12 protein-coding genes are annotated in these 13814 nt (G+C 61.8%); 9 read left to right on the forward strand and 3 right to left on the reverse strand.

Annotated elements, in window-relative coordinates; translation table 11 throughout:
* Positions 1 to 40 precede the first annotated feature (40 nt).
* The gene (locus tag ACF8FG_RS09275; protein WP_392518722.1) at positions 41 to 949 is read left to right on the forward strand and encodes a zinc ABC transporter substrate-binding protein; all 909 of its coding nucleotides are present in this window, start codon (positions 41 to 43) and stop codon (positions 947 to 949) included.
* A 109-nt stretch (positions 950 to 1058) separates the two neighbouring features.
* Here the strand turns inward: ACF8FG_RS09275 and ACF8FG_RS09280 are convergent, their stop codons facing one another.
* On the reverse strand, positions 1059 to 2009 hold the full coding sequence (locus tag ACF8FG_RS09280) for a homoserine kinase (protein ID WP_003252998.1): 951 nt from the start codon (positions 2007 to 2009) through the stop codon (positions 1059 to 1061).
* A 69-nt stretch (positions 2010 to 2078) separates the two neighbouring features.
* Entirely contained in the window at positions 2079 to 2366 is a 288-nt protein-coding gene (locus ACF8FG_RS09285; RefSeq protein ID WP_010951520.1) for a DUF2782 domain-containing protein, read from the reverse strand.
* A 75-nt stretch (positions 2367 to 2441) separates the two neighbouring features.
* On the opposite strand from ACF8FG_RS09285, the gene polA reads away from it, so the two are divergent.
* Entirely contained in the window at positions 2442 to 5189 is a 2748-nt protein-coding gene (polA, locus tag ACF8FG_RS09290; protein ID WP_019437390.1) for a DNA polymerase I, read from the forward strand.
* Between the two features lie 545 nt (positions 5190 to 5734).
* On the opposite strand, the gene yihA is transcribed toward polA, so the two are convergent.
* Positions 5735 to 6367 (reverse strand): ribosome biogenesis GTP-binding protein YihA/YsxC, encoded by a 633-nt coding sequence (gene yihA, locus ACF8FG_RS09295; RefSeq protein ID WP_003252993.1) that lies wholly within the window; start codon positions 6365 to 6367, stop codon positions 5735 to 5737.
* A gap of 201 nt (positions 6368 to 6568) precedes the next feature.
* Between yihA and ACF8FG_RS09300 the strand changes: the two genes are divergently transcribed.
* The 7 genes from ACF8FG_RS09300 (at position 6569) to ACF8FG_RS09330 (ending at position 13800) form a co-directional block, all read left to right on the forward strand.
* Positions 6569 to 6871, forward strand: a complete 303-nt coding sequence (locus ACF8FG_RS09300) for a cytochrome c5 family protein (RefSeq protein ID WP_003252992.1) — start codon at positions 6569 to 6571, stop codon at positions 6869 to 6871.
* A gap of 31 nt (positions 6872 to 6902) precedes the next feature.
* Positions 6903 to 7520 carry a cytochrome c gene (locus ACF8FG_RS09305; RefSeq protein ID WP_003252989.1) on the forward strand — a complete coding sequence of 206 codons (618 nt, stop codon included), beginning with the start codon at positions 6903 to 6905 and terminating at the stop codon, positions 7518 to 7520.
* 151 nt (positions 7521 to 7671) lie between these two features.
* A complete protein-coding gene (gene dsbA / locus ACF8FG_RS09310; protein WP_014589257.1) occupies positions 7672 to 8304 on the forward strand; it encodes a thiol:disulfide interchange protein DsbA in 633 nt (210 codons plus the stop codon).
* A 12-nt stretch (positions 8305 to 8316) separates the two neighbouring features.
* Entirely contained in the window at positions 8317 to 9171 is an 855-nt protein-coding gene (locus ACF8FG_RS09315) for an endonuclease/exonuclease/phosphatase family protein (RefSeq protein WP_318078851.1), read from the forward strand.
* 27 nt (positions 9172 to 9198) lie between these two features.
* Positions 9199 to 11136: a GGDEF domain-containing protein gene (locus ACF8FG_RS09320; RefSeq protein ID WP_053867745.1), complete on the forward strand. Its 1938-nt coding sequence runs from the start codon at positions 9199 to 9201 to the stop codon at positions 11134 to 11136.
* A gap of 73 nt (positions 11137 to 11209) precedes the next feature.
* Positions 11210 to 11998, forward strand: a complete 789-nt coding sequence (locus ACF8FG_RS09325) for an N-acetylmuramoyl-L-alanine amidase (protein WP_318078852.1) — start codon at positions 11210 to 11212, stop codon at positions 11996 to 11998.
* A 203-nt stretch (positions 11999 to 12201) separates the two neighbouring features.
* Positions 12202 to 13800, forward strand: a complete 1599-nt coding sequence (locus ACF8FG_RS09330; protein WP_014589260.1) for an EAL domain-containing protein — start codon at positions 12202 to 12204, stop codon at positions 13798 to 13800.
* Positions 13801 to 13814 lie beyond the last annotated feature (14 nt).

Here is a 13814-nt window from a genome sequence, read left to right on the forward strand (position 1 = left end):
GTTATTATGTTACCTGTTTCTGCAGATTCGAGTATCCACCGTGTCCCGATTCCTGGCTCTGTTTGTCGCTTTCATCGCATTATCCGCGCAGGCCGACGTGCGTGTGCTCACCACTATCAAGCCCCTGCAGCAGATTGCCGCTGCCGTGCAGGAGGGTGTTGGCAGCCCTGACGTGCTGCTGCCGCCCGGCGCTTCACCCCACCACTATGCGCTGCGCCCCTCCGACGTGCGGCGGGTAGGCGATGCCGACCTGGTGTACTGGATCGGCCCGGACATGGAGAACTTCCTTGCGCGTGTGCTGGGAAGCCGCAGCAAGGCCACAGTGGCTGTGCAGTCGCTGCCGGGCATGAAGCTGCGCCACTTTGGCGAGGACAGCCATTCCCATAACGAAGAAGACCATGACGATCATGACCACGACCACCGCCCAGGCAGCCTGGATGCGCATCTGTGGCTATCGTCGGTCAATGCGCGAGTTATCGCGGCGAAGATGGCAGCTGACCTGGCCCACGTCGACCCGGCCAATGCGGCTCGCTATCAGAGCAATCTGAAGGCCTTCGATGAACGCCTGGATGCGTTGGATGGGCGTATCAAGGCGCGCGTGACCGGTATTGCCGGCAAGCCGTACTTCGTCTTCCACGAAGCCTTCGACTATTTTGAAGCTGAATATGGCTTGAAGCACGCGGGCGTGTTCAGCGTGGCATCCGAGGTGCAGCCTGGGGCGCAACATGTGGCGGCCATGCGCAAGCGTCTTCAGGAAGTGGGCAAGACCTGCGTGTTCAGCGAGCCGCCACTGCGGCCGCGATTGGCCGAGACCCTGACTGCCGGGTTGCCGGTACGCCTTGCCGAGCTGGATGCCTTGGGTGGCACCGATTCGGTGGATGGCAAAGGGTATGAGCGCTTGCTGGAGAAGCTGGGCGGTGACCTGGCAGGCTGCCTGGAACAGTTGTAAGCCTGTACCGGCCCCTTCGCGGGTGAATCCGCCCACAGGTACTGCACAGGCCTCAAGGCTGTCGCTATCCCTGTGGGAGCGGGTTCACCCGCGAAGAAGCAGACGCGGTCTACAGCGCGAACGGCAGGTGCAAAGCCACCTGCTGGCGCTGCGCCAAACGCACTTCGAACTCGCTCGGATCGTGGATCATCACATCCATCCCGGCAAACGACTCGGCCGCAATCAGGCGCGACAGCCAGAAACGCACGCAGCCTACCCGCAACATTTCCGGCCACAGCTCGGCTTCGGCTGCAGTGAACGGCCGTAGCGCCGCATAGGCTGCCAGCAGCGCCTGGGCGCGTGGTACATCCACCGCGCCCTGCTCATCCAGGCACCAGTCGTTCACGGTGATGGCGATGTCATACAGCATTGGCCCGGAGCAGGCATTGTAGAAGTCGATCACACCGGTCAGGTGGGTGCCTTCGAACATCACGTTGTCGCGGAACAGGTCGGCATGCAGGTTGGCCCGCGGCAAGGCCAGGATCTGCGCCTTGTGTGCGCTGATTTCGTCCAGCGCCGGCTGCAGTAATGCGGCTTGCTCCGCAGTCAGGCGTGGCAGTAGCTCGGCACCCGAGGCCAGCATCCAGTCCAGGCCGCGGTCGGTGCGGCGCTCGATGATGTGCTCTCGGGTGGCCAGGTGAATGTGTGCCAGTAGCTCGCCGACCTGTGCGCAGTGCTGGTTGTTGGGTGCCTTGATGTGTTTGCCCGACAGCCTGGGCTGCAGCAATGCAGGCTTGCCGCACAGCTCGCGCAGGCCGTTGCCGTCGCGATCACGAATGGCATAGGGCACCGGCATGTCGGCACCGTGCAGGGTATCGAGCAGCTCGATGAAGAACGGCATGTCCTCGCTGGGCCCACGCTCGATCAGCGTCAGGACGAACTCCCCCTGTTCGAGGCTGACGAAGAAATTGCTGTTCTCGGTACCGGCGGCAATGCCCTGGAAGTCGAGCAGACGGCCCAGCTCGTACGGCGCCAGAAAGGTTTCCAGCTCAGGCCGGGTCACGGGGGTGAAGACTGACATGATGAAAAATTGCCCATACGGGCACTTCCGCCGGGAAGTGCCGGGTTGATGTGAACGGTGCGCGTCAGCTTACCACTCGAAGATCTTCCAGGACGGAATCAGCATGTCCGGCTGGTCGGATCGAATGAAATTGGCATCAGTGCCATCAGCGCGTACCAGAAAGTAAGGCTTGCCGTTTTTCGGCGTGATCTTGATCGCATACAGGAAGCCGTTTTGCCGGTATTCCTGGATGGTTTTATCGCCTTCCGTGCGAATGGTCACCTCGGGATCGGCCGAGGGGGCGTCGTCCGCCGCCAGGGTGACGACAGGCATGGTTGCCAACAGGCCGAGCAGTAACAGGCGATTGAGTGTGCGCATGATAACCTAGTCCCTTTGTCGTCAATGATTCTGGCTATTCTAGCGCCGGACCCGTCGAAAAGGTTGATTCTGCTCATGAGCCAAGCGCCCCTCGTCCTGGTGGACGGTTCCTCCTACCTTTATCGCGCCTTCCACGCGCTGCCACCGCTGACCACGTCCAAGGGCATGCCGACCGGCGCGGTGAAGGGTGTGCTGAACATGCTCAAGAGCCTGCGCAAGCAATACCCCGACAGCCTGTTCGCCGTGGTGTTCGACGCCAAGGGCGGCACTTTCCGCGATGCCATGTTCGCCGAGTACAAGGCCAACCGCCCCAGCATGCCGGACGACCTGCGGGTACAGATCGAGCCGCTTCACGCCAGCGTCAAGGCGCTGGGCTACCCGCTGCTGTGTGTGGAGGGTGTCGAGGCTGACGACGTGATCGGCACCCTGGCGCGCAGCAGTGCCGCCCTGGGTCGCCCGGTGATCATCTCGACCGGTGACAAGGACATGGCGCAGCTGGTGGACGGGCACATTACCTTGGTCAACACCATGACCGGAAGCGTGCTGGACGTGGCTGGCGTGCACGAGAAATTCGGCGTCGGCCCGGAACACATCATCGACTTCCTGGCCCTGATGGGTGACAAGGTCGACAACATCCCCGGCGTGCCGGGCGTGGGCGAAAAAACGGCGGTGGGGCTGCTGACCGGCATCGGCGGCGGCCTCAGCGACCTTTACGCCAACCTGGACAAGGTGCCAACGCTGGCCATTCGCGGCGCCAAGACCTTGCCGGCCAAGCTGGAGGAGCACCGCGACGCGGCATTCCTGTCCTACGAACTGGCCACCATCAAGGTTGACGTGCCGCTGGATGTGGAGGTCGAGGCGCTGGTGTGCGGTGAACCTGACCGCGAGGCGTTGCTGGCGTTGTACACCGAGATGGAGTTCAAGAGCTGGGTCGCCGAAGTGCAGCGCGATGCGGCCAAGGCTGGTGATGATGTCGCCCCGGCCGTGGAGCCTGCGGCCAAGGTCGAGCCCAAATACGAAACCATTCTCGACCAGGCCCGATTCGACGCCTGGCTGGAGAAGCTGCGCCAGGCACCGCTGTTTGCCTTCGACACCGAGACCACCGGCCTGGACGCCCAGCAGGCGCAGTTGGTCGGCCTGTCCTTCGCAGTCGAGCCGCATGAAGCGGCCTATGTGCCGCTGGCCCACGATTACGAAGGCGCGCCGGCCCAGCTGGACCGCGAGGCCGTGCTGCTGGCGCTGAAACCACTGCTGGAGGACCCGGCCAAGGCCAAGGTCGGGCAGAACGCCAAGTACGACATCAACATCCTCGCCAATGGCTCCCCTGCCATCGAGATGCGCGGCGTGGCCTACGACACCATGCTCGAATCGTACGTGCTGAACTCCACCGCCACCCGTCATGACATGGACAGCCTGGCGCAGAAGTACCTCGACCACACCACGATCGCCTTCGAGGACATCGCCGGCAAGGGTGCCAAGCAGCTTACTTTCAACCAGATCAACCTGGACAAGGCCGGCCCCTACGCCGCCGAAGACGCCGACATCACCCTGCGCCTACACCATGCATTGCAGGCCCGCCTGGCACAGACGCCGAGCGTGCAACCGGTGCTGATGGATATCGAGATGCCGCTGGTGCCGGTGCTGGCCAGGATCGAGCGCCAGGGTGCGTTGGTCGATGCCGAGCTGTTGAAAGTACAGAGCGGTGAGCTGGGCGTGAAGATGGCTGAGCTGGAGCTGCGTGCCTACGAGCTCGCCGGTGAGACGTTCAACCTCGGCTCGCCCAAGCAGCTGGGCACGATCCTTTACGACAAGCTGGGCATGCCGGTGTTGAGCAAGACCGCCAAGGGCCAGCCATCCACCGCCGAAGCGGTGCTCGACGAACTGGCCTTACAAGGTTACCCGCTGCCAGAGGTGCTGATGCAGTACCGCAGCCTGAGCAAGCTCAAGAGCACCTACACCGACAAGTTACCGGGGCAGATCAACCCGCGCACCGGGCGTATCCACACGTCCTACCAGCAGGCCGTGGCGGCCACCGGCCGGTTGTCGTCGAGCGACCCGAACTTGCAGAACATCCCGATCCGCACCGCTGAAGGGCGGCGTATCCGCCAGGCGTTCATCGCCAGTCCGGGTTACAAGCTTCTGGCGGCGGACTATTCACAGATCGAACTGCGCATCATGGCCCACCTGGCCAAGGACGAAGGCTTGCTGCATGCCTTCCGCAATGACCTGGACGTGCACCGCGCCACAGCAGCCGAAGTGTTCGGTGTGGCCCTGGAAGACGTGACCACCGACCAGCGCCGCAGCGCCAAGGCCATCAACTTCGGCCTGATCTACGGCATGAGCGCCTTTGGCCTGGCCAAGCAGATCGGCGTCGACCGCAAGCAGTCACAGGACTACATCGATCGCTATTTTGCCCGCTACCCAGGCGTGCTGGCCTATATGGAGCGCACCCGCGCCCAGGCGGCCGAGCAAGGCTTTGTCGAGACCCTGTTTGGCCGTCGGCTGTACTTGCCAGACATCAATGCCAAGAACCCTGCCCTGCGCAAGGGCGCCGAGCGCACGGCGATCAACGCCCCAATGCAGGGTACTGCTGCCGACATCATCAAGCGGGCCATGGTCAAGGTAGATAACTGGTTGAGTGAGAGCGGGCTGGATGCCCGGGTGATCCTGCAGGTGCACGACGAACTGGTGCTTGAAGTACGCGAGGACCTGGTGCAGCAGGTGAAAGATGAAATTCGCCAGCACATGAGCCAGGCCGCGCAGCTGGATGTGCCGCTGCTTGTCGAGGCAGGAGTTGGTGCGAATTGGGACGAAGCTCACTGATTGAGCAGGTAAAACTGTGTAGGATCTGCGGCGTAGTGACGCGGATCCGGACACCGCTCAGTGCCGTGGGTGCTTAAGTTTCATGAAACTATCGCAAATAGTTTTGTGGGCTTCGGAACTAAACCGGTGAAGCGGAACTCAGAGTAACTGAATGGCTGGTGAAGCCCTTCGATGCTCCTATGTTGTGTTAAGTGTTGGCAGATATCTGGACCCCGCCCTAGCGGTCCGGACTTGGACCCCGAACTTCCCCCTCCCCATACGAAGTCCGGGGTTTTTTTTGCCCGGAATTTGCCGGATGGCTTGTACTGAGCCCCCGTAGGAGCGGGTTTACCCGCGAATGCGATGTCGAATTCACCGCTGCATTCGCGGGTAAACTCGCGCCTACAAGGGCCTGCGCCCAATCACCAAAGCGTGTCCAACCCCGATCAGGTGTAGGAGCGGGTTTACCCGCGAATAGGGTAGTGGCGGCAACGGTGAACGGCGGGTGGAGAGCAGGCCCGGCCCTTTCGCGGGTAAACCCGCCCCTACGGTTCAGGCGCAAAGCATTAAATGACCGGCTTGTCTTCCAGCTCCATCCAGTCCGCCAGCACCCGGTAGGCGTCTTCCACGCCCAGGCGCTTGGGTGCCGAGAACAGCTGGATGGTCACGCCATCCCCCCAGCCCTTGCGGATTTCCGACTGGACTTTCAGCAGTGTGTTCTTGCCCGCGCCGTGGGTCAGCTTGTCGGCCTTGGTCAGCAGGATGTGCATCGGCATGCTGCTGGCCTTGGCCCAGTCGAGCATCATCTTGTCGAAGTCGGTCATCGGGTGACGCACGTCCATCATCAGGATCACGCCACGCAGGCACTCACGGCTGCCCAGGTAGGCTTCCAGGTGTTTCTGCCAGTGCTGCTTGAGCGGAATCGGGACTTTTGCATAACCATAGCCCGGCAGGTCGACCAAACGCCGTTCATCGTCCAGACTGAAGAAATTCAACAGCTGGGTGCGCCCGGGAGTTTTCGAGGTACGCGCCAGGCTGGCATGAGTCAGGGTATTGAGGGCGCTGGATTTGCCGGCGTTGGAACGGCCGGCAAAAGCCACCTCGTAACCCTGGTCGTCCGGGCATTGTTCGACCTTGGCTGCGCTGAGGGCGAATTTGGCTTTCTGGCAGAGGCCGAGGATGGGGTTCTTGACTTGCATGGGATATCCGATGTGGGTGTTGCCTGACTTTGTAGAGCCAAGCCTGGCAAGCGGTGTCGTTTCCGTTTGGATGGCGGAAGTATATAATGCCCCAGTTTTTGTGTGCTCATTCTCCCAGCGAAGGAGAACGGGCATGGGGTGTCGAACAATAGCTCGCGCAACAGAACGCAGCGCGGCCCCCAACCCTGAAGGTCGTTCCGCATGGCGAAATGGCTGCTTGCTGTCGGTATGTTCCTGCCGTTTTTCAGCGCACAGGCTACACAGGATCCCGAGGTGTTGTACAACCGCACGTGTGCGGCCTGTCACACCGGGCAGTTGCCACAGGCACCCAGACGGGGTGACCGGGCAGCATGGGAGCCAAGGCTGGCGCAAGGCATGGATGTACTGGTGAAGCACGTGACCCAGGGTTTCAAGGCTATGCCGCCGCGTGGATTGTGCATGGACTGCAGTGCCGAGGACTACCGTTTGGTCATCCTTTGGATGAGCGGCAGTCCCGATACATAACATTTCACCCTTAGCCGTGTTGGATTAGCTGATGAACAAACTAGTCGTGAGTCTGCTGTTGACCTTGGGTGTCGCTGGTGCGGCCACTGCTGCGCAACCTATCAAAGGCGATGCCGCCGCTGGCCAGGCCAAGACCGCCGTTTGTGGCGCCTGCCACAATCCCGACGGCAACAGCCTGGCACCGAACTTCCCGAAACTGGCCGGCCAAGGCCAGCGCTATCTCGAAAAACAACTCCACGATATCAAGTCGGGCAAGCGTACCGTGCTGGAAATGACAGGCATGCTGGCCGCATTCAGCGACCAGGATCTGGCCGATATCGCCGCCTACTTCTCCAGCCAGAAAGGCAGCGTGGGTGCCGCCGATCCCAAGCTGGTCGAGCGCGGCCGCGCGCTGTTCAATGGCGGCGACCTGGAAAAGGGCATGCCGGCCTGCACTGGCTGCCACTCGCCTAATGGCGCGGGCATCGCCCTGGCCGGCTTCCCGCACCTGGGCGGGCAACACTCGCAGTACGTGGCCAAGCAGCTCACTGACTTCCGCGAAGGCAACCGCACCAACGATGGCGATGCCATGACCATGCGCACCATCGCTGGCAAGCTGAGCAACCATGACATCGAAGCGTTGGCCAGCTACATCCAGGGCCTGCATTAACTTTCGGTTAATGTTGTAGGTCAATGATGAAAGGGCGGCCGGGCTGCCCTTTTTTCCGTCCGCAGCCGTTACACTACAGAACTCGAGCCCTTCCCGGCCTGTCTCAGTGCAGGTCGCGTCGTGGCGACCCATGACTGCTCAGGAGTAAAGCATGCGTAAACTGATTCTCAGCGCTGCGCTGGTCGCCGCCAGCGTATTCGGTATGACTGCCGTTCAGGCCGCCGAGCCTGTGGCCGGCAAGGAATACATCGAGCTGAGCAACCCTGTTCCGGTTTCCGTGCCTGGCAAGATCGAAGTCGTCGAGCTGTTCTGGTACGGCTGCCCACACTGCTACCACTTCGAGCCGACCATCAACCCTTGGGCTGAAAAGCTGCCGAAGGACGTCAACTTCAAGCGCGTACCGGCCATGTTCGGTGGCCCGTGGGATGCACACGGCCAGATGTTCCTGACCCTCGAAGCCATGGGCGTCGAGCACAAGGTGCACGCTGCGGTGTTCGATGCCATTCAAAACCAGCACAAGCGCCTGACCGACAAGAACGACATGGCCGACTTCCTCGCCACTCAAGGTGTGGACAAGGACAAGTTCCTCGCCACCTTCGACTCGTTCGCCATCCAGGGCCAGGTCAAACAGGCCAAGGAATTGGCGAAGAAGTATGAGATCACCGGCGTACCTAGCATGGTCGTCAACGGTAAGTACCGCTTCGACCTGGGGACTGCCGGCGGGCCGGAAGGCGTGCTGAATGTCGCCGACCAACTGATCGACAAGGAGCGCGCTGCCAAGTAGGCGGCGTCACCCATGCCCCGCTTCAGAGCTACGCGTGGCATTGGCCTGCACGAGCCGCAGGTCAACGAGCATCACCTGCAGGCCCCAGGCCTGCCCGAGGATGGTCGTCTGCGGCTGCTCAGTTTCAACATCCAGGTGGGCATCAGCACCGAGCGCTACCGCCATTACCTGACGCGTAGCTGGCAGCACCTGCTGCCGCATAACGGGCGTGCCGTTAACCTGCAGAAGATCGGCAGGCTGCTGGGCGACTTCGACCTGGTGGCCCTGCAGGAAGCCGATGGTGGTAGCCTGCGCTCGGGCTACGTCAACCAGGTCGAACACCTGGCCCACCTGGGGGCATTCCCCTACTGGTACCAGCAGCTCAACCGCAACCTTGGGCGTTTTGCCCAGCACAGCAACGGTGTGCTCAGCCGCCTGAAACCGCAACTGCTCGAAGACCATCCGTTGCCTGGCCCGGTCGGGCGTGGCGCGATTCTGGTGCGGTTTGGCGAAGGCGAAGATGCGCTGATAGTGGTGATGATGCACCTGGCATTGGGGGCCAAGACCCGCGCCCTGCAGCTGGGTTATATCCGCGAGCTGATAGGCGGTTACCGTCACCAGGTGCTGATGGGTGACATGAACACCCATGCCACTGACCTGCTGGAGCATTCGCCGCTGCGCGATTTGGGCCTGGTCGCCCCACAAGTCGAGGCCACCTTCCCCAGCTGGCGACCGCAGCGTTGCCTCGATCATATCCTGCTCAGTTCAAGCCTCACGCTGGAGCGTGTCGAGGTGCTGGCGCAGCCAATTTCGGACCACCTTCCCGTTGCTGTCGAGATTCGATTGCCTGATGCATTGACTGTGGATACGCTGCCGGTTTTGAGCTAATTGCCATCACCGTTTGCGGACCCGGGCATGACTGAAGACGCTGAGCGCTGGAAAGAAAAATACCTTAAAAGCATCGAGCAGCAAGAAAAGCTCGAACGCCGTTGGGATGCCCGTCTTGACCTGCTGCGCCGAGGCCTGGTGCGCAGCACCCTGGCTGCTGAAGGCAGTGACAAGGTGGTAGACGAGTGCATGAAGGAAATGCGCGATGTCATTCGCAGCGACAACATGGACGCCGGCCTCGCTGGCTTGATTCCGCGCCTTGAGAAAGCGGTACTGGATTCCGAACAGCGTCGCGAAACCCGCATGCACCAGGTCAGCGATGCGCTGACCGCACTGGTTGGCCAACTGCAAAGCCTGCCCCTGCCCAGCGATATCTCGCGGCCATTGAAAAAACTGGCGAAGAAGCTCGACGGCGGGGTTGCCCAGTCACGCGAGCTGCCGCCGCTTTTGGGCGAGTTGAGCGGCTTGCAGGGGCGCGCGCTGTCGGCCCTTGGCAAGTCGGGTGAAGAAGCCCGACCCGGTTTTCTGCAGCGGTTGTTTGGAAGCCGCGAGGAAGATGCACAGGCAGGAGCAGCGCTTGCGCCGGTGGCGTTGCCTGCTGCCGAGGTTGTGCCCCAGGCAGCCGGCAGTGCCGAGCCCTCGCGGCCAGATGACGTCGATGCGCTACAACCGTTGCCGGCCCCTGCTGCTCCGACTGCCGAGGTGGCCGAAGCGCCCGAGCTTGAGCTGGAGGCATTTGGCCCGGCGCTGATCGAAACGGCCGAAATGCCGCCTGCCCCGTTGCCAAGGGACAAGTCGCCATTGCCGGAAGCTGCAGTTTCCGCCAGCGAGCCGTTGGCTGAGGCAGAACCCTTACAAGCCCTTGAAGTAACCTTTGGTGAAGACGGCCCCTATGCCCTGCCCTACGCAGTGGAGCCGCCTTACAGCCAGGTTGCCGCGCACATCGAGCAGACCCTGATCGGTCTGCTCGATGACCTCAGCCTTCCCGAGCGACACAAGGCTCAGGCGCTGGAGATGCGCGAGCGGGTTGCTCGCGGCTTGAACTGGTATGAGCTGATCCCGGTGCTGGATGACTTGGCAGTACTCATGCTGGCGATTACCGACAGCGGTCAGCACGAATTCGAAACCTACCTGCAGCAACTCAATGAACGCCTGGAAGGTTTCCAGAGCCACCTGCACGAGGCCAGCGCCGGCCACGCGGACAACAGCACTGCTGCCCGCGAGCTGGATAGCCAACTGCGAGAGCACGTCGACGGCCTGCAGAGCAGCATGCAAGGTGCCGCCGATGTAGACAGCCTCAAGCACATTCTGGAAAACCGCCTGGAAGGCTTACTGGTGACGATGGACGAGCACAAGCACGAGCGTGATCGCCGCGAGCAGGAACTGGCCGGTCGCCTGCAAGGCTTGTCGGAGCGGGTGGCGAGCATGGAGCATGAGGCGCTTGGCTACCGCGAGCACCTGGAAGAACAGCGCCAGAAAGCCCTGCTGGACCCGCTCACCGGCCTGCCCAACCGTGCGGCCTGGAGCGAGCGAGTCGAACGCGAAATGCTTGACTGGCAGGAAAACGGCGGCCATCTGGCGATGGCGATTCTTGACCTGGACCATTTCAAACGCATCAACGACAACTATGGTCATCTGGCTGGGGACAAGGTCCTCAAGATCGTGGCCGACCAGTTGCGCAAGCGTCTGCGGGGCCGTGATTTCATCGCCCGCTTTGGCGGCGAGGAATTCGTCCTGCTGCTGCCGCAGACCACGCCGGCAGTCGCTGCGCAAGTGGCCGAGGTGTTGCGTGCCACAGTCGAAGCCTGCCCATTCCACTTCAAGGGAGAACGGGTGGTGATCACCACCTCCATCGGCCTGAGTGCATTCCGTTCTGGCGAACGCAGCGACCAGGTGCTCAAACGGGCCGATGCAGCGCTGTACCGGGCAAAGGAGCTGGGGCGCAATCGCGTCGAGCATGGTTAGCCAGCCGCTGTCCGGCAGGCACAGCGCAGGTGAGCACGTTATACTGTAGCGCTCATACGCTGAGGCCACTGACGTGCTTTCCACGCTTAAAAAAACCCTGATTTCCTTTTTGCTGTTGTCTGTCGCCGGTTGCTCGACGGGCCTGCGCATCGACCGCAGTCACCCTTCGGCCAATCAGGACAACCGCATCCAGTTCGTTGTCCTGCATTACACCAATGCTTCGCTGGAGCGCTCGCTGGCGCTGCTTACCCAGGGTGAGGTCAGCAGCCATTACCTGATCGGCGATGGCCCGGCTACGGTGTATCAGCTGGTAGATGAAAACCGTCGCGCCTGGCATGCCGGTGACAGCCAGTGGCAGGGGCGCACCTGGCTGAACTCCTCGTCCATTGGTATCGAGATCGTCAGCCCGGGCTTCACCGACACCCCGAACGGCCGGGTCTGGCACCCTTACAGCGAGGCGCAGATCCAGTCGCTGATCGCGCTGCTCAAGGACATTGTCAAACGCAACAACATCGAACCACGCCATATCATCGGCCACAGTGACATCGCCCCGCTGCGCAAGCTGGACCCGGGGCCATTGTTCCCGTGGAAGCGCCTAGCCGACGCCGGGCTGGGTATCTGGCCGGATGCCAACGCCGTGGCACGGCAGCAAGCCTACTTCAGCGTCAACCCGCCAAGCGTTGGCTGGTACCAGCAGGAGCTGGCACGGTTTGGCTATCAGATCGAGCAGACCGGCGTGCTGGATGTCGCCACACGTCATGTGATCGCCGCCTTCCAGATGCGCTTCCGCCCGCAGCGCTTCGACGGTATGCCGGATGCGCAGACAGCAGCGATGCTGCAGGTACTTAACCGTATGCGTTGAGTCACGGCGGGCGGGGTCCTTGTTGCAAGCCTTGCGCTGCGAAGAGGCGAGTTGGGTCGACGCAGTTGTATCGACTTAACGGTCTCATCGCAGCCACAAGGCTGTTTCTACAAAGCGCGTGGATGGATTGCAGCGAAGCGCCAAACGGTGAGGGTGATTATTGATTCCGTTGCTATACCTTGGTTATCAACTGGATGCCTTCGATGTCAGCCTTCATCGCCTTGCTGCGCCAAATTTTTTACCGTCCCTGGATGCTGGCCACTTTGGCAGCGCTGGCCAGCGCCGCGGTGTTGCTCTCTGCCAGCATCGGCATTGCCCTGCAACAAATGAAACAAAGCGAAAGCGAACAGATGAATGCCCAGGGCGAGCGTTTTCTGGAACGGCTCGAACAGGTGTTCGGCCAATTGCGCGAAGGGGTCGACCTGCTGCAGGCCCAACCCTTGCGCGGCTGCAACCCGGCAATGCTGGCAGCCTTGCAGCAGGTTGGCCTGAACTCGCGGTTCATCTATGAAGCGGCTTATGTAGATGGCAATGTTGCCTGCTCCAACCGCGGTGATGAGCGAGCGTTCGTTCCCTTGCGGGCGCCAGATATCCAGGGGCCGACGTACAGTTACTGGCTTAACACCACCACCGAGCCGAACGAGAACCTGGCAGCACTGATGCTGGGCCGGGGCAAGTTTCTGGTTTCCACCTCCCGTGGGCATTTGACCGATGTGGTGGACCTGCCCCCAGGTGGCAGCCTGGTCGTGGTGCTCGACAACGGCGCCCGGGCCATTCCGGTGCTCGGCCCGCCACAGGTATGGCCACCGCCCTCGGCCTGGTCGACCAGCCACAAGTCGCTGCTGGAACTCAGTGATCGGCTGATCTACCGAATGCCGACCAAGTCGCCGGATTACCAGTTGGTGCTGATTGCCCCGAGGGCCAGTCTGCCGCTGAAGATGAACGGCATGCTCTGGTTGCTGTTCCCCGGTAGCGTGCTGGCGGCCTGCTGCATCGGTTGGTTGGTACTGCAGTTGATTCTGCAACGACGGTCGATGAGTTCAGAGTTGCAGAATGCCTTGCGTCGTGGAGAGCTGCAGGTGCTCTACCAGCCAATCATCGAGCTCGACAGCCGGCGCTGTGTGGGCGCCGAGGCCTTGGTGCGCTGGCGCCGCCCGGACGGCACCCTGACCAGCCCGGACCTTTTCATTCCGCTGGCGGAGAATACCGGGCAGATTCGTCAGATCACCGACTTTGTCCTGCAGCGTGTGCTTGAGCAGCTAGGACAGCTACTGCGCTCGCACCCCAAGCTATACATATCGATAAACCTGGCGGCCTGCGATGTGATGGTGCCACGTATTGGCCGGGTGGCGGCGCGCTTGTTGGCCTTGCATCGAGTGGCGCCCAGCCAGATTGCCTTCGAGGTGACCGAGCGCGGCCTGATCGACGTGGTGGTCGCCCGTGACAATCTGCAGGCGCTACGTGCCGTGGGGCACCAGGTGCTGATCGACGACTTTGGTACCGGTTATTGCAGCCTGGCCTACCTGCAAACCCTGCCAGTGGACTGCCTGAAGATCGACAAGGCATTCATCGACGCTCTGGGCCACGATGCCGCCAGTAGCGGCGTGGCCCCGCATATCATCCGCATGGCCCATGACCTGCACCTGCGGGTAATTGCCGAAGGTATCGAGTTCGAGGACCAGGCGGTGCTGCTGAACAGCGAGGGGGTCAATTATGGCCAGGGCTGGTTGTTTGCCCGGCCGCTGAACGCCCGGCAGTTTGCCGAGTTGGTGACTCGTGGGCACCTGCCGCGGCGGGTTTAGGCGCGTTGAAGCAA

This window comes from Pseudomonas sp. YQ_6 (genome assembly GCF_043103245.1).
Classification (GTDB): domain Bacteria; phylum Pseudomonadota; class Gammaproteobacteria; order Pseudomonadales; family Pseudomonadaceae; genus Aquipseudomonas; species Aquipseudomonas alloputida.